The organism is Stutzerimonas kunmingensis (assembly GCF_014764705.1).
GTDB lineage: Bacteria > Pseudomonadota > Gammaproteobacteria > Pseudomonadales > Pseudomonadaceae > Stutzerimonas.
Window position 1 is genome coordinate 20,488 of the sequence record NZ_JACXXG010000021.1, and the last position, 19,618, is coordinate 40,105.

Genomic DNA, 19,618 nt, shown 5'->3' on the forward strand with positions numbered 1-19,618 from the left:
GCTATTCCACCTGGCCGATGACCGCACCCTTGGCGATCACCGCGTCTTCTTCCTCGATGATCTTCAGCACGCCGGCAACCGGGGCTTCGATCTCGAACTGGGCCTTTTCCGACATGACCTCGGCGACCAGGTCTCCGGCGGCCACTTCGGCGCCGTCGCTGACCAGCCAGGAGGTGATCACCGCTTCGGCGTCGCCTTCCCAGAGGTCGTCTGCAATCACGATGGGGGTACTCATAAACGTCATTCCTTATGCATGGCGTGGTAGGCGGCCACGATCTTGTCCGCGTTGGGCAGGGCCCACTGCTCCATGACCGGGGTGAAGGGGATGGGGATGTCGGGGAAGGCCACCCGCTGCGGGCGCGCCTTGAGCATGCCGATGTCGTGCTCGACGACGCTGGCGATGATTTCGCCGCTGACGCCGAAGCTGTGATAGTCCTCGTCGATCACGATCAGCCGGCCGGTTTTGCGTACCGAAGCGATGACGTGCTCGCGGTCCAGCGGCACCAGGCTGCGCAGGTCGATGACCTCGGCGCTGACGCCGTCCTTTTCCAGCTGCGCGGCGGCGCGCAGGGCGTGGTGAACGCCGGCGCCGAGGCTGACCAGACTGACGTCGCGGCCCTCGCGCACGGTCTTGGCCTTGCCGATCTCGACGATGTAGGGCTCTTCCGGCACCGGCACCGTGGCGCCTTTCTCGGTGCCCAGCCAGCCCATGCCCTGCAGTGACTTGTGGAAGAGGTACACCACCGGGTTGTCATCGCGGATGGCCGCCGTCATCAGGCCCTTGGCGTCGTAGGCGTTGCTCGGTACCACCACCTTCATGCCCGGCAGGTGGGCGAAGGTGCCGTAGAGGCACTGCGAGTGCTGGGCGGCGTCGGAGTAGCCGGCGCCAGTGGAGGCCATCAGCACCATGGGCACCGGCACCTTGCCGCCGGAGAAGTAGGTGTTCTTGGCCATCAGGTTGTAGATGGCGTCCATGCAGACACCGAAGAAGTCGACGAACATCAGCTCGACGATCGGCCGCATGCCGTCCGAGGCGGCGCCCACTGCGGCGCCGATAAAGGCGGTTTCGGAGATCGGCGTGTCGCGGATGCGGGTCTTGCCGAACTCGTCATACAGCCCACGGGTGTTGCCGAACACGCCGCCGAGCTGGCCGATGTCCTCGCCCATCACGAACACCTTCGGATCCAGGCGCATCTCCTGGGCCACGGCTTCGGCCATGGCGCGGGCGACAGTGAGCTTTCTTTCCTTTACTGCTGTGGTCATGGGGTTCTCCTGCTCAGCCGGCCAGTGCGGCGGGGCTGACGATGATCTTGACGTTGCGGTCCTTGTGGTTGGCCAGCTCCTCGAAGCCCTGCTCGAGGATGTTGTCCAGCCCGATGCGGCCGGTGATCAGCGGCGTGACGTCGATGCGCCCGTCGTCGATCAGGGCGATGACATCGGCGAATTCGCCGGCATAGGCGAGCGAGCCGATCACCTGTTTTTCAGTGGCGACGATCTCGAAGAAGTTGAATTCCGAGGGTTCCTCGAAGATGCCGACCATCACGCAGCGACCAGCCTTGCGGATCACGTCGATGGCGAGCTTGGCGGTGGCCTTGTGGCCGATGCACTCGAAGGAGACGCCGGCACCGTAGCCGCCGGTGAGCGCCTTGATTTCGGCGATGGCGTCGCACTCGCTGGGGTCGATGACCCGATTGGCACCGACTTCCAGCGCCTTGGCCTTGCGTGCGGCGGACATCTCCAGGGCGATCACCTGGCCTGCGCCCGCAGCCTTGGCGCACATGATGGTGCACAGGCCGATGGTGCCGGCACCGATCACCACCACGGTTTCGCCGAGCAGGCTGCCGGCCTTTTTCACCGCGTGCATGCCGACCGCCAGCGGTTCGATCAGCGCGCCGGCTTCCAGCGGAAAGCCCTCGGGCAGGCGGTAGAGCAACTCGGCCGGCACGTTGACGAATTCGGCGAAGGCGCCGTTGTTCATCAACCCGGTGAAGGCCAGTTGCTCGCAGAGGTTGTACTGGCCGGTCTTGCAGAAACGACACTGCCCGCAATGCTGGCAGGCATCGGCGGCGACCTTGTCGCCCGGCGCGTAGCCTTCGACGCCTTCACCGGTGGCGACGATCTCGCCGCAGAACTCGTGGCCGAGGATGCACTGGCCCTTGATGCCGGTGAGCGGGTGCGGCGCATCCACCGGGATGAACACCGGGCCGGCGAGGTATTCGTGCAGATCGGAGCCGTAGATGCCGCACCAGTGCACGCGGATCTGCACCCAGCCCGGTTGCGGCGCGCCGGGCAGCGGGACCTGTTCCAGGCGGATGTCCTTGCGGCCGTGCCAGACGGCGGCGGTCATGGTGGCTTGGCTGTTCATCGGGCGTTCCTCTTGTTGTTCTGCTGGTGTCCGCGTTTCGCGAGCGGGCTCGCTTCTGCGGTCTTCGGGGGGGCTGACCTGCGCTACACGAAGACCTGCTCCAGCGCCTCTTCCGGCCGCGGGTACGGGCTTTCGCGGGCGAACTGCACGGCCTCGTCGATGCGTCCGCGGGCGCGTGCGGCGATGTCTTCGGCCTGCGCTTCGCTCATCACGCCTTCGTCGATCAGGCGTTGGCGGTAACCGGGGATCGGGTCCTTCTTCATCAGGCCGTCCTTCTCGCCCTCGGGGCGGTAGGTTTCGCCGTCGCCCATGAAGTGGCCGGCCAGGCGATAGGTCTCGATTTCGATCAGGGTTGGGCCGCCACCGGCACGGGCGCGCTCGATGGCCTCACCGGCGGCGCGGAACACGCCGTCCGGGTCGTTGTTCTCGACGAACACACCGGGCATGCCGTAGGCCGCGGCGCGCACGTGGTGCTGCGCGATGCAGGTGGCGCTGGCCTTGGCCACCGAGATGCCCCAGGCGTTGTCCTCGATGACGAACACCACTGGCAGCTTCCACAGCGCCGCGAGGTTCAGCGTTTCGTGGAAGGCGCCCTGGTTGGCCGCGCCCTCGCCGATGAAGGACACAGCCACGCCGGGCTTGCCCTGCATCTGCCGCGACAGCGCCGCGCCGACCGCCGGGCCCATGCCTTCGGCGATGATCCCCGAGCAGGAGAAATTCACCCGGCCATCGAACAGGTGCATGTGCCCGCCGCGCCCACCGGAGAGGCCGGTGGCCTTGCCGAAGATCTCGGCCATCATCTCGTTGAGGTCGACGCCCTTGGCCACGGCGATGTGGTGCGGGCGGTGGGTGGCGGTGACGATGTCCGCAGGCTCGAGGTGGGCGCAGACGCCCACGGCGCAAGGCTCCTGGCCGTTGGAAAGGTGCATCTCGCCGGGGATTGGCCCCTTGGCCATGTTGAACACCGGCGTCTTGCCTTCCATGTAGATGCGCTCGATGGATTCCTCCATGTAGCGGCTGGTCAGCATCTGCTCATACATCCACAGGCGCTGCGAGTTGTTTGGCTGGGTCATGGGTGGACTCCCTTGGGGTAATGGTCAGATCGCGCGTTCGTTGAGCAGACGGCCGATCTGCTCGGCCTGGCGCAGGGCCAGCGCGACGATGGTGAGGGTGGGGTTCTGGCCGCCGCTGGTGGTGAACTGGCTGCCATCGGAGACGAACAGGTTGGGGATGTCATGGCTCTGGCCCCACTCGTTCACCACGCCGTCGCGGGCCTTGGCGCTCATGCGGTTGGTGCCCATGTTGTGGCTGGCCGGGTAGGGCGGCAGCTCGATGATGTCGGTGGCACCGGCGGCCTCGTAGCACTTCGCGGTGGCGGCGACGCCGTGCTTGCGCATGGCCGCATCCATCGGGTGATCGCTCTTGGTCACCACCGGAATCGGCAGACCGTACTGGTCCTTTTCGCTGTCATGCAGGGTGATGCGATTGTTCTCCAGCGGCAGGTCTTCGCCGCACAGCCAGACCCCGGACATGTGGTTGTACTTCTCCATCCGCGACGTGAACTGCTTGCCCCAGCCCTTGGGTGTCGGGTCAAGGAAGGCGGAGAGGAAGGGCAGGCCGAGGGCGAGGATTTCCAGCCGGTAACCGCCGACGAAACCGCGCGACGGGTCGTTGTAGGACTCGTCGGAGATGACCCCCGCGCAGGTGGTGCCGCGGTGCATGTTCACCGGCTTGGGCATCACCGCGAAGATGCCGGCGGTGGTGTGGGTCATGTAGTTGCGTCCGACCTGGCCGGAGGAGTTGGCCAGCCCGTCGGGGAACATTGCCGAGGCGGAGTTGAGCAACAGCCGCGGCGACTCGATGGAGTTGCCGGCCATGCAGACCACCCGGGCCTTCTGCCGCTGGATGGTGCCGCTGGCATCGGCGTAGACCACGGCATTGGCGCGGCCCTTGGCGTCATGCTCGATGCGCAGCACCATCGATTGCGGCCGCACTTCGCAGTAGCCGCTGGCTTCGGCGCGGGGGATGTCGGTGTAGAGCGTCGACCACTTCGCCCCCATCTTGCAGCCCTGCATGCAGAAGCCGAGCTGCTGGCAGGCGGCGCGCTCGTCGTAGGGCTCGGTGTTGATCGCGATCGGCCCGGAGAGGATCTCCTTGTAGCCGACCCGCTTGGCGCCGGTGGCCAGCACCTTGAAGGAGTTGTGCCAGGGGTGATAGGCCATGCCGGTGCTCGGCCCGGTCACGCCCATGTGCTTTTCGGCTTTCTCGTACCAGGGCGCCATTTCCTCCAGCGTCACCGGCCAGTCGAGCAGGTTGGCGCCGGCGATGTCGCCGTTGATGCTCTGCATGTTGAATTCGAAGTCACGAAAGCGCAGGGCGATGCCGGCCCAGTGCACGGTGCTGCCGCCGACGCCCTTGACGATCCAGGCGGGCAGGGTCGGATTGTTTTCGGTCAGGTGCCAGCCACCGGCGGCCTGGCGTTTGTCGAGCCAGGAGATCTTCTTGAACATCGCCCACTCGTCGTTCTCGATGTCCTCCAGCGTGTGGCGCTTGCCGGCTTCCAGCACCACGCTGCGAATCTTCTGTTTGGCCAGCGCGTTGGCGAGCGTCCCGCCGCCGGCACCGGAGCCGATGATCACCACGACGCCATCGTCATCCTGGGCAAAAGTTGCCATGGGGTATTCCTCGTCTTGTTCTTGTTGTTATCCCGTGTGCACGGGGTGGTCAGAGCCAGTTCAGATCGTTGAACCCGCGGTTGACGTAGCCGCCGTATTCCCAGGACGAACCCTCGTAGCCGAACAGCGGGAACAGCGCCTTGTTGTCGTACAGGCCGAACATCAGGCTGCTGCGCACGGCGTCTTGAAGAAGGGGGTGTTTTCGATCTTGGTCAGCAGGGCCACGCGCTCTGCTTCGTCGAGCTGTTCGAATGGCGAGCCATGGGCTTGCTGCGCCTGCTGCTGCAGTACGTCCAGGCCGCGAGCGACCAGGGCCGGCTGCTCGTCCACCAGACCGAGCAGGGGCTGCACGTAGTGGTGGTCGCTGATGAACTCGTGGGGAAATACATCGCGGCCCATGCGCAGCAGGCCATCGGGCAGGTCTGGCAGGCGTTCCTCGGCGAGCAGGTTCACCGGAATCAGTTGCGACAGGCTGAATGCCAGCAAGGACTGGCCGGAAATGGAAAGAAAACGTCGCCGGTTTAGCGTGCCGTGCGGGCGAGCTGAATCGTGCATGACATAGCTCCTGATTATTACCGGCAGTTCCGTGGTGCTCGGAATGCTGGCGATCTTGTTATGCGAAGAGTTTTTTCCGCAAAACAGTAGGAGCAGTTGTCATGCCAACTTTTAGTAAGGGTCTATGATTTTGGTAAGCGATTGATAAATATGGTTTTTTGGTAACTTTGCGGTGCTTGTTTATTTAATGTGTAAAGCGATTTAGGCGTTACACCTGTAAAGCGCTGTAAAGCGTTTTACAGTACGGCGACAAACAATATGAATAGACAAAGTGCTTCTAAAGTTCAGGCTGGTCTGTCCGGGTCAATGGTTTATCCTTCGTTTATTGCAAAACAATAAAGCGTTTCACTGGAGTCGCCTGCGCTCGGTCTGGCGCGAGCACTTCGAGGAGGAGGCATGAATCTGCTATCCGGTCCGGTCAGCCATATCGACGCGGTGCTATCGCTGGCCAATGCGCCGCACCTGCCCGGTGATCGTGATCCGATCATCGCGCGCTCCTGGCACCGCTGTGTGCACGACTACGGCCTGGATCCGGCGCGACCTGCCGAAGCCCGATTCGTCCCGCGGCAGGTGCTGCGCGAACATCAGGATCAGGCCGACGAGCTGATCAATGTCGCCCGCGCCGGCGTCGAGCAGCTCTACCGGCAGATCGCCGAGCTGGGTTACGTGATCCTGCTGACCGACAACCGCGGTATCGCAGTGCAGTTTCTCGGCGACCCGGCAGACGAAAAGGCGCATCGCAAGACCGGCCTGTTCCTCGGTTCGGACTGGGGCGAAGACCATACCGGCACCTGCGCAGTCGGCACCTGCATCAAGGAGCAGCAGGCGCTCACCTGTCACCAGCAGGATCATTTCAGCGTCTGGCATACCAACCTCACCTGCACCGCGGTGCCCATGTTCAACCCGCACGGCCAGCTGCTGGCCGTGCTGGATATTTCGGCGCTGCATTCACCACCGACCAAGGATTCCCAGACCTTCGCCCTGCAGCTGGTCAAGCAGTACGCGCGGATGATTGAGGATGCCTACTTCATGCGCGTCTATCGCGAGCGGCCGATCCTCTGTTTCGACGGTTCCCGCGAGTTCGTCCTGATCAACCGTCGCTATCTGCTGGCGCTGGGTGACGATGGCGAGTTGCTCGCCGGCAACACCGCCGCCCGCGGTCTGCTGGCCGAGCACGGGTTGATGGTGCCGGGGCCCTTTGGCTCCCTGGCGCAGGCGCGGATCGACCAACTGTTCGATTGCGAACTGAGCGATGTGCTGAGCATTCCCTACGCCAGCCATGACCAGGTTCGCGCCTTTCGCACCCATCGCCACCAGCTGTTCTTCGCCGCCTTGATGGAGCCGCGTCGCCGTGCACCGGAGCCGGCCGAACGCAGCGCGCCCGGTGGGCATGCCGCGCTCGATGCCCTGGCCGACGATGACCCGGTGATGCGCAAGATGCTGGCCCGCGCCAAGCGTCTATGCAGCGAGCCGCTGAACGTACTGCTCAATGGCGAGACCGGCACCGGCAAGGAACGCTTGGCCAAGGCGCTGCACGAAAGCGGTTGCCGGCGCAGCAAACCTTTCGTGGCGATCAACTGCGGCGCGATGCCCGAATCGCTGATCGAAAGCGAACTGTTCGGTTATGCCCCGGGCACCTTTACCGGTGCCCGGGGCAAGGGCATGCGCGGGCTGATCCAGCAGGCCGACGGCGGCACGCTGTTCCTCGATGAAATCGGCGACATGCCGCTGCACTTGCAGACCCGGCTGTTACGGGTGCTGGCCGAGCAGGAAGTGATGCCGCTGGGTGCCGAGAAACCGGTGAAGGTGGATATCCGCGTGGTGGCCGCCAGCCACCGCGACCTGCGGCAGATGGTAGAGAGCGGGGCGTTTCGCGAGGACCTGTTCTACCGCCTGAACGGCGCGTCGCTGAAGCTGCCTCCGCTGCGCGAGCGCGCCGACAAGGGCTTTCTCATCGAGCGGGTGTTCGCCGAACTCGCCGAGGGCCGGCCGGGCAATCCGCACCTGCGTGGCGATGCCATGAGTGCGCTGCTGGCTTATCCCTGGCCGGGCAACATCCGCGAGCTGCGCAACGTATTGCAGTACGCACTGGCGACCTGTGAGGGTGACGAGATTACCGTGCAGGATCTGCCGGACGAGTGCCTGCCACCGATTCTGGCGCGCTGTCGTCAGTCGTCGGCCCCGTCCGAACCCGAGTCGGCGTCGGCACTGCGCGACCAGCTGCGCCGGCATCGCTGGAACGTCAGCGCCGTCGCGAGGGAACTAGGCGTGTCGCGCCCGACGGTGTACCGGCGCATGCGCGTGCTGGGTATCGAAGCGCCGGTATGACCGGCGCCAGGGCTCTACTCGCTGACCGGCTGTTCCGCCGGCGAGGCTTTTTCAGCGGCGATATCGAAGGCGATGCTCCAGTTGTGCAGTGGGTAGGGCTGGTGCACCAGTGCCTTGATGTTGGCTTCGGCAGGCATGAGGTCGGGCAGGTATTCGTAGGTGGCGTCGGCGCGCATCGGGTCGCTGTCGCGCAGCTGACCAGCGCCGCCGACCTGGTGGCTGGCGTAGCTGATGCGTGGCTGACCGCTGAGATCGCGACCGGCGCGCAGGCGCACGACGGTGTCGGCGGCGATGTCGACGGCTTCGACGGGCACTTCGCCGTTGTCGTCACGCAGTACGAAACCCTTGTTCTTCACGTCGCGGGCCTGGTGGCCGAGGTACGGCTGGTCGAACGCCAATGGCGGGTGCGGCACGTGGTAGTCGATCAGCACGTCGCGGCCGTCCGCCGTGGCCTGGCGCGGTGCGAGCGGGGTCCAGCCCTTACGCTCGATGACGACGCGATGGTAGACCTTGCCGAGCATCTGGCCGAACCAGCGATAGCCGTTCGCCGACAGGTGCACGCCCTTGTCGGTGTAGGGATAGACCGGGCCGACCAGATACCAGCCGGGTTCTTCCCGGGCCAGTTCCCATTGCGCCATGCCGACCGCGAGCGAACCGTCCTTGACCGAGGATTTGGCGTCGGTCTGGTAGCTGAAGAAGGCCGGCATCTTTTCCTGCCCGGCGATGGCCTTGGCGGCGTCGGCGTAGAGGTCGTCGCGCAGCTGGCGCAGTTTGGCCTTGTAGTACGCCTGATCGTTCTTGCCGCCGTTGGTGTGGGAATAGTCGTACTCGCCCTGCAACCAGAAGAACGCGCTGATGCTGTAACTGGCCTGTTGCGCATCGGCCAGCGCTTTGGCCTGATCGACCGCCTGGGTCACGCGCAGGTATTCGTTGGTGCCGCCGCTTTTCGAGAGCTGGGCAATGGAGCGACCCGAGGTCGAGGCGTTGCTGGCGACGAACAGGTGTTCCGGATCGGTGTCGCGGCCGAGGTGATGCAGATAGAGCCGACGTGCCATATTCAGCGCGCCGACTTCCACCGATTCGCCTTCCTCCTGCGCCTGCGGCGCGAGCTTGCCGACCTTCTCTGCATCGAGCACCACGGCCGCGTTGCTCTTCTGCTGCACCACGGCACGCAGCGGGGTGAAGGCTGCTTCGCCCACTGGCTTGAACGACGCGCCGCTGAAGGCTGCCGAGCGTGGTGACTGGCCGAGCATCAGGTTGTCGTAGCGTGGCGCGACGGACAGCGCCGGCCAGCCCTCGGCGGCGGAGGCGAGCGACTGGCCGTAGGTGATGATGTGGTTGTACTTGCTTTCCAGCGGCTGGGTCAGCTCGTTCGGCTTGGCCAGGAGCTCGGCGGTCAGGCGCTTGTTCTCGGCGTCGCGGGCGGCCAGCTGCCCCTCTGTTTCGGCCGCCAGACTGGGCGTGGCCAGGGCGAGCAGGAGTGCGGCGGCGAGGGTGCTGTGCAGGATCGTCGGTTGATCAGGGCGATGGGGCATGAAGTTGTTCCGGATGCGCTGGGCAGTTTCGTGCGGCTGCCTGCGGGCGAGCCGTGGACAATTGGCGAACGCGCTTTCGACGATGGCGAAGGAGGTAAGTTCGCGACCGCCATGTCGATGGCGGATTGGCTATGCTGTCGCGCATTCGAGCAGCGATGCGCAGCAGGCTTCGGCAGGTCGAACGATGCCGCTGCCGGCCGTTCCCATGCACGTCATCCCGTTACCAGAGGAGAATTCCAATGAGCCACAAAGCCATATTCGTACAGCCCGGCGGCGGTTATGACCGGGTCATCGTCGGCACCAGCGAGGCCCCCAGGCCGGAGGCCGGCGAGATCACCGTGCGCCTGCGCGCCAACTCGCTCAACTACCACGATTTCGCGGTGGTCAGCGGCATGTGGGGCCCCAGCGAGCCACGCATTCCCATGGCCGATGGTGCCGGTGAAGTGGTGGCGGTGGGTTCGGGCGTGACTGAATTCGCCGTTGGCGATGCGGTGGTCAGCACCTTCTTCCCCGACTGGCTGGCCGGTGAGCCGCTGATCGAGGGTTTCGCCACGGTGCCGGGCGATGGCGTCGATGGTTATGCACGGGAAATGGTCACCGCCCGCGCCACCTCGTTCACCCATGCGCCCAAGGGCTACAGTCATGCCGAGGCGTCTACGCTGACCACCGCCGGCCTCACTGCCTGGCGTGCGCTGATGGCCGACGGCAAGCTGAAACCCGGCGACAGCGTGCTGATCCAGGGCACCGGCGGCGTTTCCATCTTTGCCCTGCAGTTCGCCAAGATGGCCGGCGCCACGGTCATCGCCACCTCGTCCAGCGATGCCAAGCTGGAGCGCCTGCGCGAGATGGGCGCCGATCACCTGATCAACTACCGCAGCACGCCGGCCTGGGGCGAGACGGTGCGCAAGATGACCGACGGCCGCGGCGTCGACCATGTGATCGAAGTCGGTGGGCCGGCGACGCTGGAGCAGTCGATGGTGGCGGCGCGCATCGGTGGGCATATCTCGGTGATCGGCATCCTCACTGGCGTTGCCGGCGAGCTGCCGCTGGTACCGGCCCTTGTGCGCCAGTTGCGTCTGCAGGGTGTGCTGGTGGGCAGCCGCGCGCAGCAGCAAGAGATGATCCGCGCCATCGATGCCAACGGCATCCGCCCGGTGATCGACAAGCACTTCGCCGTGGACGATATCGTCGAGGCGTTCCGCTACCAGGAAACCAACCAGCACTTCGGCAAGATCTGCCTGGATATCTGAAGCCTGGCGTCGGCGGCGGCTGCGTTTAGAATGCGCGGCCACGCTGCCGACGATGCCCGCCCATGACACCCGAACCCCTCGCCACCCTGCAAAATCACCTGCTCGACGCGTTGGCCAACGTGCCCGGCGAGACGCGACGACTGTTCCATGGTCGCGGCCGCTGCTATCCGGGGCTCGAACAGCTAACCGTCGACTGGCTGCAGGGCTTGGTGCTGGTGGCGCTGTTCCGTGATCCGGGCGAGGCGGAGCGGGAGGCGCTAGAGCAGATGCTCATGGCGCTGACTGAGACCCCGGCCTGGAAGCAGAGCCAGGCACAGCGCTTGCTGCTGCAGCATCGCTATCTGCCGGACGCGCCGACCGAAGCGTTGCTGGGCGATGTGCCCGCCGAGTGGCTGATCAGCGAGAACGGTCTGCGCTACAAGCTCGATCTCGGGCGCAAGCAGAACAACGGCCTGTTCCTCGATATGCGCTACGGCCGCCATTGGGTGCAGGAACACGCGCAGGGCAAACGGGTGCTCAACCTGTTCGCCTACACCTGCGGCTTTTCCGTCGCGGCGATCGCCGGTGGCGCCGAACACGTGGTCAATCTGGACATGGCCAGCGCGGCGCTGACCCGAGGGCGGGAGAACCATCGGCTGAATGGCCACGATCTCAGCAGGGTGAGCTTTCTCGGCCACGAGCTGTTCAAATCCTGGGGCAAGGTGCGCAAGCTCGGGTCGTACGACCTGATCATCATCGACCCGCCTTCCTTCCAGAAGGGCAGCTTCGCCCTGACCCGCGATTACCAGAAGATCCTGCGCAAGCTGCCGGAGTTGCTGAACGGCGGCGGCCAGGTGCTGGCCTGCGTGAATGACCCGGATATCGGCACGGACTTCCTGATCCAGGGCATGGCTGCCGAGGCGCCGCAGCTGCGCTTCGAGCAGCGCCTGGAGAACCCGCCGGAGTTTCCTGACATCAGCCCTGAGAGCGGGCTCAAGGCACTGCTGTTTTCGGCATGACGCTGGGTCGAGTCAGTCCCTTGTGACCGGCTCTGCATCGGCCTTGCCGAGCAAGCGCTCGGCGTCCTCGATCACCTGCAGTGCCGCCAGCGGACCGCCGACGGACGTCCACAGCGAGCCGTCGACAGCGCCGAAGCGTTTGCTCTGCAGCGCCGAGAGCTGGCCGAACGCCGGGGTCTGTTCGGCCTGACGCATGGCCTCGACCGCCTCGCCGCTGGTAGCCAGGGTGCCGATCACCAGCCAGTCGGCATCCAGCAGTTCCAGTGACTCCAGACTCAGTGCCATCGAGTGGGTGTGACCGGGGTCCTGCTGATGGGCTGGGCGGGTGAGGCCGATGTCTTCGATGACCGTGCTGGCGAAGGCGTCCTTGAACATGTACGAGGGGCCCTTGGGATTCCAGCGCACGATGCTGAGGGTTTCGCCCTGATGCGTGCTCAGCCGCTCGCGCGCCTGTTCGACCCGGGCGCGGTAGCGGTCCAGCACGGCGTTGGCTTCGGCGTTCTTGTTCAGGATCTGCGCGGTGCGCTGCATGGTTTCCTGCCAGGGGCGACCCCAACTGTAGGTGATCACGGTCGGTGCGATCTCGTTGAGGATCGCCAGCTGCTCCGGCTTTACCGGGCCGGTGAGGATCAGATCGGGCTCCAGTTCGAGCAGGGTTTCCAGATTCGGATTGTCCAGATCGCCGACCACCGGGACGTCCGCCGGCAGCTTGCCTTCGAGGTAGCGCGGCGGTGCAGCCTGGCCGCGGCCATTGATGCTCCCGACCGGGATGACGCCAAGGGCGAGTGCGGTATCCAGATCGATTTCGCTGAGGGTGATCACCCGCTTCGGCGTTTCCGGCACGTTGACGGTGTTGCCCATGGCATCGCTCACCTGGCGCGTATCGGCCAGGGCGGGCAGGGCGAGCAGGCTGGCCAGCAGGGCGGCGGCCAGGTGACGTGGGGTCTTGAGGGTCATTGCATACCTTCCGTTTCGGGGTGTTCTCGGAGAGTGGGTTGCTGGAGGGCACGGGTACGGCGGCGCGGCACGATCACCGGCGCGCCGTCGCCGGGGGCCGGAAGGATGTCGACGTCGGTGTCGTAAAGGCGGTCGACCAGGGCCTTGGTCATCACCTGCCGCGCCGGGCCGATGGCCTGCACCCGGCCGTCGGCCAGGGCGATCAGCTCATCGCAGTAACGGGCGGCCACGCCGAGGTCATGGATCACGATCAGCACCGTGCGCCCGGCCGCGGCAATCTGGCGCACGGCTTCCATCACCTCGGCCTGGTGGCCGATGTCCAGCGCGCTGGTGGGTTCGTCGAGCAGGATCAGGTCGGTGTTCTGCGCCAGGATCATGCCGAGCCAGGCCCGTTGCGCCTGGCCACCCGAGAGCGAGGCGGCGCTGCGTTGCCAGATCGCATCGAGCTGCATCACCGCGCGGGCGCGTGCAACCTGGCGGGCGTCTTCCGCGCTCCACTGGTTGAACCAGCCTTGATGCGGATGGCGGCCGTACTGCACCAGCTGTTCCACGCGGATGCCTTCGGCTAGCATCGGCCGTTGCGGCAGAAAGGCCAGCTCTCGCGCCAGCGCCTTGAGCGAGTAGCCCAGCAGCGGCTTGCCGTGGATCTCCACGGTGCCGCGTTGCAGCGGCAGCTGGCGGGCGAGCAGCTTGAGCAGCGTGGATTTGCCGCTGCTATTGGGGCCGACGATTCCGATCAGCTTGCCTCTGGGCAGGCTGAAGGAGACGCCGTCGAGCACGACCTTGTCCTGATAGGCGAAGTGCAGGTTTTCCGCGCGCAGGGCAGTCATCAGTCAGCTCCTCGTCTGTCCTTGAGCAGCAGGCCGAGCAGCAGGATGCCCCCGAGCAGCCGCGTCATGATGCCGGTGGGGATTTCCTCGGGCTGGGCGAGCACCCGCACCAGGGTGTCGCTGCCGAGCAGCAATACCGCGCCGCACAGCGCCGATAGCCACAGCGGGGCGAGGTTGTCGCGGGCCAGCCAGGAGGCGAGGATCGGTGCGGCCATGGCGATGAACACCACCGGCCCGCCGATCGCCGTACCCAGCGCGGCCACCACGATTGCCAGGGCGAGCACGCCGAGCTGGACCAGCGGCACCTTCACCCCGAGGTTCTGCGCCGTGGCGTCGCCGAAGCGCAGCAGCGCCAGCGGCCGATTGACCAGCGCCATCAGCGGGCAGAGCAGCAACAGCAGCAGTGCGACGGGCTTGACCGTCTGATAGCTGACACCGGCGAAGTGGCCCATGGTCCACAGGTAGATGCTGCCCAAGTGAGCGAGGGGTTGCGTCGACATGGCGAAGTCGCCGAGGGCGCCGAGCAGTTCCGACAGCGCAATGCCGATGACGATGAACAGGTAGCCCTGCTCGCCGGGGCGTCGGCACAGGGCGAACAATGCGGCGGCCGCCAGCGCGGCTCCGAGTGGCGACGCCCACCATGGCCAGTTGCCGAGGGTCAGGTAGAGGGCGAAGACGACCACAGCCAGCGAGGCGCCCTCGTTCACACCGATCATGTCCGGTGTCGCCAGGCGGTTGCGTACCAGGGTCTGGATCAGGCAGCCGGCCATGCCCATGGCCAGCCCGGCGATGATCGCGGCGGCGACCCGCGGCAGGCGAATCTTGAAGAGCATGATTTCCTGCAGCCTGCTGCCATTTCCGGTGAGGGTGGCGATGACGTCGCGCACGCCGAGATGGCCGCTGCCGAGGCTGGTCGCCAGGACGGTCAAGCCCAGCAGCACCAGCACGAGCAGGGTGAACATCAACCAACTACGCCGATGCAGCAGCAGGCTGATGCCTGCGAGGCGCAGCGTCCAGACGCCGGAAGGTGTGGGGATGGAGGTCATGGCTACCTCACCGTCAACAGGGAACGAAAGCCGCCGCGCAACACGATGGCGATCAGCGCCGGCGCGCCGAGCGCGGCCAGCAGGGTGCCGACGGGCAGTTCGTACGGCTGTAGCAGCCAGCGCGAGAGCACGTCGGCGGCGAGCAGGAAGAGCATGCCGAACAGCGTGGAAAACAGCAGTTGCCGCAGCAGTGCCACCGGCTCGATGCGGCGCGCGCAATAGGCGGCGAGAAAACCGAGAAAGCCGATCGGCCCGGCCAGCGAGATGGCGCAGGCGGTGAGCAGGTTGGATGCCGCCAGCACGCCGAGGCGCACCCAACCGGTATGGATGCCCAGCGCGCGGGCCTGGCTATCGCCCATCTGCATCAGGGTCAGCTGACGGCAGAGCAGCGTCGCCAGCACTAGTCCGAGCACGGCCAGCGGGCTGACCGTCTCGACCGCATCGAGGCTGGAGGCCGACAGCGAGCCGAGGTTCCAAAAGCGGAACTGCTCCAACGCCACCTGCGTGGAGAGCAGCAGGAAATTCGCCAGACCGCCGAAGATCGCGCCAAGCGCCACCCCGGCAAGAATCAGCTTCAGCGGGCTGGCCTGACCCAGCATCAGGCCGACGCCCAGCACCAGCAGATTGCCCAGCAGGGCGCCGGCGCCGGACCAGAGCAGGTAGCCACGGGTCGACTCGACGCCGAAATAGATCAGGCCGATCACCAGCCCGAGCACCGCGCCGGCATTGACACCGAGCAGGCCGGGTTCGGCCAGCGGATTGCGTGTCGCGCTCTGCAGCAGCGAGGCGGCGATTGCGAGGCTGGCGCCCACCACCAGCGCGGCGAGGGTGCGCGGCAGCCGCAGGGTATCGACGACCATGGCCAGCTTGTCGTCGGCCAGATAGTCGGGCTGGCCGAGCAGATAGCCGAACACGGCGTCGGCACCATACACGCCGGCACCAGTGGCCAGGGACAGCGTCAGCAGCACGAGCAGAAGGCCACTGCCGGCAATCAGCGTGGCCTTCTGCGACTTGAGCATCCTCTGATCAGTCGGCATGGTTCACTTCGCGTCTCCAGGTGAACCCGGCGGCTCGCGCCGCCGGGCGGGGCGTCAGATGTCGTAGGCGAAACCGACGAAAAGCGTGCGACCCATGAGGATGTTGTCGACGGCCTGAGCCACCTCGTCGCGCTTCTCGTTGGTCAGGTTGTTGAGCCCGCCGTTGAGTGTCAGCTGCTTGGTGGCCTGGTAGCGGGCACCGAGGCTCAGGGTGTGGAAGGCACCGGTCTCGAACGCCCCGGAGCGCGCCACGTCGTACAGGTATTGGCTGCCGGTGTACTGGTAATCCAGGTTCAGGCCGAGCTTTGGCAGCGCCTGCCAGTCGGCTCCCAGGTTGGCGATATGCTGCGGCGAGTTGCGGATCGGCTCGTCGGTGTCGCGATCCCTGGCGTCGGAGTAGGTGTAGTTCGCGCGCAGGCCGATGCGGTCGCTCAGCAGGTAGTTGCCCTGCAGCTCGTAACCCTTGATCCGCACATGGGGCTGGTTGTAGGTGGTCAGCACCGGGTCGGCGGCGACGATCTGGCCGTTCACCCGAATCAGCCGCGTCGTTTCGGTGCTGATCATGTCTTCGATGTCGGTCTGGAAGAACATGATGCCGGCCTGCAGGCGGTCATTCTGGTAGAAGGTGCCGAGCTCGTAGCTGGTGGCGGTTTCCGGCTTGAGATCCTCGTTGCCGACCGTCACGCAGTAGCCACGGCAGGCGATTTCCACGTAGGTGGGATCGGATTGGGCAATGCTCGGCGCCTTGAACGACTTGCCCACGCCGCCCTTGATCACCCAGCTGTCGCTCATGTTGTACACGCCGTAGGCGCGCGGGCTGAATTCGCTGCCGTAGCTTTCGTGATCATCCCAGCGGGCGCCGAGGGTGATATCCAGCTGTCCCAGGGAGAACTCGTCCTGCAGGTAGAGCGCCTGCTGATCAATCTCTATCTCCGAACCAAGGTTGTTGCTGTGGCTGAGTTCGGTGCGGCGCAGTTCGCTGCCCAGGGTCAGCAGGTGGTTGCCGAGGAACGCGGTCACCTGGCCGTCGACCGTATGGTTGGTCTGGTTGACGTTGCTGAAGCGGCCGCCGCGCAGGTCGGTCATGACCTCGGAGTCGTCCATAAGATCGACGTCTTCGTAGTAGTAGCGGACTCGCGAGTTGAAGCCGTCCCAGCTGCCGTTGTGGGTCAGGCCGAAGGCGCTGCGTTCCATCTCCTGAACGTTGGTCGGAAAGGCGAAGCCCGAGTTGCTCCAGGTGCCCTTGCGGTCGTCCTCACGATGGCTCAGGTCGAGGTCGATGCTCTGGCGCTCGTCTAGCAGCCAGCTCAGGCTGCCGTAGGCGCTGGCGTTCTGGCGTTTTTCGGCGGCATCGATCAGGGGCGACGTAGTCTGGTCCGAACCCCAGGCAGCCTGGTCGGTGCCCTCGACGATCAGGTTGCCGAGCAGCTTGTCCTCGATCAGCGCGCCGCTGATGTAGCCGCTGGTCTTGTGGCTGTCACCGGAATCACCCTCGGTCGGGTGCTCGTAGCCGTAGGCGATGCCGGCCCTGGTGTCGGCGGTCGGTTTACGCAGGATCACGTTGACCACGCCACCGATGGCATCGGCGCCGTACAGCGAGGACATCGGCCCGCGGATCACCTCGATGCGCTCGATGGCGGCCATCGGGATCGAGGACAGGTCGAAGTCGTTGGCGTAGTTGGATACCAGGGCTTCTCGCGAGTTGATGCGGCGGCCGTTGACCAACAGCAGGGTGTAGTCCGAATCCATCCCGCGCAGTTTGATTTCCTTGCGGCCGTAGGTCGAAGACGGGCTGATGTACACCCCCGGCAGGTATTTCACCGCATCGGCGAGGTTGTACGCCGGCAGCTTGTCGAGGTCGTCACGGGTGACCACCGACACGCTCGCCGGCGCGCTGAGTTCGCTGTGGGCGGTCTGGGTGGCGGTGATGACTTCGTTCTGCAGCGTGACCGGCTCGCTGGCGATGGCGAGCATCGGAAGGAGTGCGCCGAGTAGCGTGAGCGGCAGGTGACGGGGACGACTGATGGTTCTTACAGAAGGCATTGCAGGCTCCATTGCGATTTGATCGATGCGGGATGTAAGTCTCATCAGGCGTGCGGCTGCAGGTTCAGGCCCTGCTTGTGGTTGTAGGTGTTGGCAGGTGTCCATGGCGACGTAAGGCGGCGAGCAGTAACAGCAGGGTTGCGCCTGCGGTCAGGGTGAGGACCACGTGGAAACCTGCGAGGTGTTCGAAACCCGTCAGCTCGCCATCGGCAGCCGTACCCAGGTAGGCGGCGGAGGCCAGGCTGCCGAGGCCGGCGGCAACGTTGCTGACGGACCCGTGCAGCGCCATGAACGCGGCGCGTTGATGGGGCGCCGGAATGCTCGCGGCGACCGTCGTGGTGCTGCTGGTGCGCAATGTGCTGAGTGCCATGAACAGGCTGAACACCAGCAACAGCGGCAGTGGAACCAGCAGGGCGAAGCCGAGCAGCGTGATCAGTGCCAGCAGGCCGCTGCTGCTCAGGACCAGCCGGCGGGCGTGGCCGCGATCGATCCAGCTGCCGCCCAGACGCACGGCGGCCAGGCTGGCCAGCCCACCGCACAGGTAGAGCACGCCGATGTGTTCGCGGGCGAAGCCGAGATTGAACTGGAAGAACGCGGAAAAGTGCGGCACCAGCAGGAAGTGGCTGAACATCTGCAATGCGACAAGCGCCAGTGCCCCCAGGCACAGCGGTGAGCGCAACAGCGGGCGCAGCGCTCCTGGCGGGCGTGGGTGTGGTTGCGGATTGGGGAAGAGGATGTGGCAGCCAAACGCGAGCGCCAGGCCAACCGCGGCAATGCCCAGCATCGGCGCGCGCCAGCCCAGCCAGCGCGCCAGTTCCAGCGCCAGAGGCGTGACGACGATGGCGGCGAGGGAGAAACCCATCGCTAGACGGGCGAGCTGCCGGCCCCGTTCGGCTGGCGGGATCAGATCGAGCAGGCTCGCCATCAGCACCGCGCCCAGGGGGCCGGCGATGAACGCGCTGAGCACGAAGAGCCAGGTCAACTGGTGTGCGTCGGAGGCACCTGCGCAGGCGCCGAGCAGGGCGAAGCGCAGGACGAGCAGGGCGAGCAGCACCGGCTTGCGCTCGAAGCGGTCCAGCCAGGCAGCACTGAGCGCCGAGCCGAGGGCGGCTGCCAAGGTGGCGGCGCCAGCCAGATACCCTATGCGGTCGGCGGGCATGTCCAGTTCGCGGACGAAATCCGGGCCGAGCGGCATGATCATCATCAGGCTGCCGATCGATAGCATGCTAATCAGTGTAGCCAGCTGAACAGCCGTTTTTATTTGTCGATCTGCATCCATGTACATAACGCCGCTGGGTGAGGCGGTGCATCTTATGCAGCTATAAACGCGAATTCAAATGCAAATCGTTATTGTTTGATTGCAGTGCGAGAGATTGCATTGGATGGCGGCGCGTTATGGGGCGGAATAGCGGAGATGGCGCGCGGGGCTTCGATACCATAAGACCGCGCGAAAGCTCCCGAGATGAACTTATATCGGAGGTCGGCTGCGCCGCCTGAGCAGGCGGCGCCAGCGATCCGTGCTGTACGACCTTCCCTGGTTCAGTCGCGTGCCTCGAGATCCTTGATCAGCGCCTTCATCTCGTCGATCTCACGGCGTTGCGCCTCGATGATGCTGTCCGCCAGCTCGCGCACCCTCGGGTCCTGAATATCCGCTCGCTCACTGGTGAGGATGGCGATGGAATGGTGAGGAATCATCGCCTTCATCCACGACACCTGATCCACCGTCGCCTGGCTGCGCACCAGCCACAAGGACACGACGAACACCAGCGCGCTGCCGGCGAAAATGGCGATGTTCACCCCACGCCGCGGATACATCTTCAGCATGAACGCCAGCATGACGATCGCCATGGCCGCGCCCATGATCAGCGCCATGTAGGCGCGGGTTTCGCTGAACAGGATGTGGTCGGTCTGGAACACGTTCAGGTACATCAGGCCGAACATGACCAGCGTCGAGGTGGCAATCATTGCGCCGAATTTGACGTAGGGCTGCATAGGCGTG

17 protein-coding genes are annotated in these 19,618 nt (G+C 65.4%); 3 read left to right on the top strand and 14 right to left on the bottom strand.

Going from position 1 to position 19,618, the window contains the following annotated elements; translation table 11 throughout:
- Position 1 precedes the first annotated feature (1 nt).
- The 6 genes from IEG05_RS15535 to IEG05_RS15560 form a co-directional block, all read right to left on the bottom strand.
- The gene (locus tag IEG05_RS15535) at positions 2-235 is read right to left on the bottom strand and encodes a lipoyl domain-containing protein (protein ID WP_015276290.1); all 234 of its coding nucleotides are present in this window, start codon (positions 233-235) and stop codon (positions 2-4) included.
- Between the two features lie 5 nt (positions 236-240).
- Entirely contained in the window at positions 241-1,263 is a 1,023-nt protein-coding gene (locus IEG05_RS15540; protein ID WP_080950569.1) for an alpha-ketoacid dehydrogenase subunit beta, read from the bottom strand.
- Positions 1,264-1,276: 13 nt separating this feature from the next.
- Positions 1,277-2,347 carry a 2,3-butanediol dehydrogenase gene (locus IEG05_RS15545; protein WP_046618890.1) on the bottom strand — a complete coding sequence of 357 codons (1,071 nt, stop codon included), beginning with the start codon at positions 2,345-2,347 and terminating at the stop codon, positions 1,277-1,279.
- A 101-nt stretch (positions 2,348-2,448) separates the two neighbouring features.
- Positions 2,449-3,438, bottom strand: a complete 990-nt coding sequence (locus IEG05_RS15550) for a thiamine pyrophosphate-dependent dehydrogenase E1 component subunit alpha (protein ID WP_046618867.1) — start codon at positions 3,436-3,438, stop codon at positions 2,449-2,451.
- 24 nt (positions 3,439-3,462) lie between these two features.
- Entirely contained in the window at positions 3,463-5,040 is a 1,578-nt protein-coding gene (locus IEG05_RS15555; protein WP_191122352.1) for a GMC family oxidoreductase, read from the bottom strand.
- Between the two features lie 162 nt (positions 5,041-5,202).
- A complete protein-coding gene (locus IEG05_RS15560) occupies positions 5,203-5,595 on the bottom strand; it encodes a gluconate 2-dehydrogenase subunit 3 family protein (RefSeq protein ID WP_224742851.1) in 393 nt (130 codons plus the stop codon).
- A 396-nt stretch (positions 5,596-5,991) separates the two neighbouring features.
- Here IEG05_RS15560 and IEG05_RS15565 point away from each other — a divergent pair, with 396 nt between their 5' ends.
- Positions 5,992-7,923, top strand: a complete 1,932-nt coding sequence (locus IEG05_RS15565) for a sigma-54-dependent Fis family transcriptional regulator (RefSeq protein ID WP_046618863.1) — start codon at positions 5,992-5,994, stop codon at positions 7,921-7,923.
- Between the two features lie 14 nt (positions 7,924-7,937).
- Here IEG05_RS15565 and IEG05_RS15570 read toward each other — a convergent pair whose 3' ends face one another.
- Complete coding sequence (locus IEG05_RS15570) at positions 7,938-9,458, bottom strand: hypothetical protein (RefSeq protein ID WP_046618862.1); 1,521 nt, start codon at positions 9,456-9,458, stop codon at positions 7,938-7,940.
- A 239-nt stretch (positions 9,459-9,697) separates the two neighbouring features.
- Between IEG05_RS15570 and IEG05_RS15575 the strand changes: the two genes are divergently transcribed.
- Positions 9,698-10,708 (top strand): zinc-dependent alcohol dehydrogenase family protein, encoded by a 1,011-nt coding sequence (locus tag IEG05_RS15575; protein WP_046618861.1) that lies wholly within the window; start codon positions 9,698-9,700, stop codon positions 10,706-10,708.
- A 62-nt stretch (positions 10,709-10,770) separates the two neighbouring features.
- Entirely contained in the window at positions 10,771-11,706 is a 936-nt protein-coding gene (locus IEG05_RS15580; RefSeq protein ID WP_046618859.1) for a class I SAM-dependent methyltransferase, read from the top strand.
- A gap of 12 nt (positions 11,707-11,718) precedes the next feature.
- Here IEG05_RS15580 and IEG05_RS15585 read toward each other — a convergent pair whose 3' ends face one another.
- The 7 genes from IEG05_RS15585 to IEG05_RS15615 all read right to left on the bottom strand — a co-directional run bounded on the left by IEG05_RS15585 (position 11,719) and on the right by IEG05_RS15615 (position 19,611).
- The gene (locus IEG05_RS15585) at positions 11,719-12,663 is read right to left on the bottom strand and encodes an ABC transporter substrate-binding protein (RefSeq protein ID WP_046618858.1); all 945 of its coding nucleotides are present in this window, start codon (positions 12,661-12,663) and stop codon (positions 11,719-11,721) included.
- Positions 12,660-13,493 (bottom strand): ABC transporter ATP-binding protein, encoded by an 834-nt coding sequence (locus IEG05_RS15590; RefSeq protein ID WP_046618857.1) that lies wholly within the window; start codon positions 13,491-13,493, stop codon positions 12,660-12,662. Before IEG05_RS15590 ends, IEG05_RS15585 begins: the two co-directional genes overlap by 4 nt.
- Positions 13,493-14,539, bottom strand: coding sequence for a FecCD family ABC transporter permease (locus tag IEG05_RS15595; protein WP_046618855.1), 1,047 nt, complete (start codon positions 14,537-14,539; stop codon positions 13,493-13,495). The genes IEG05_RS15590 and IEG05_RS15595 overlap by 1 nt, the downstream gene beginning before the upstream one ends.
- Positions 14,540-14,541: 2 nt before the next feature.
- Complete coding sequence (locus IEG05_RS15600; protein WP_272872747.1) at positions 14,542-15,576, bottom strand: FecCD family ABC transporter permease; 1,035 nt, start codon at positions 15,574-15,576, stop codon at positions 14,542-14,544.
- Between the two features lie 54 nt (positions 15,577-15,630).
- Complete coding sequence (locus IEG05_RS15605) at positions 15,631-17,619, bottom strand: TonB-dependent receptor domain-containing protein (protein WP_046618852.1); 1,989 nt, start codon at positions 17,617-17,619, stop codon at positions 15,631-15,633.
- 64 nt (positions 17,620-17,683) lie between these two features.
- Positions 17,684-18,844: an MFS transporter gene (locus IEG05_RS15610; RefSeq protein ID WP_336509761.1), complete on the bottom strand. Its 1,161-nt coding sequence runs from the start codon at positions 18,842-18,844 to the stop codon at positions 17,684-17,686.
- A 314-nt stretch (positions 18,845-19,158) separates the two neighbouring features.
- Positions 19,159-19,611, bottom strand: a complete 453-nt coding sequence (locus tag IEG05_RS15615; protein ID WP_014821095.1) for a DUF305 domain-containing protein — start codon at positions 19,609-19,611, stop codon at positions 19,159-19,161.
- Positions 19,612-19,618: the final 7 nt, after the last annotated feature.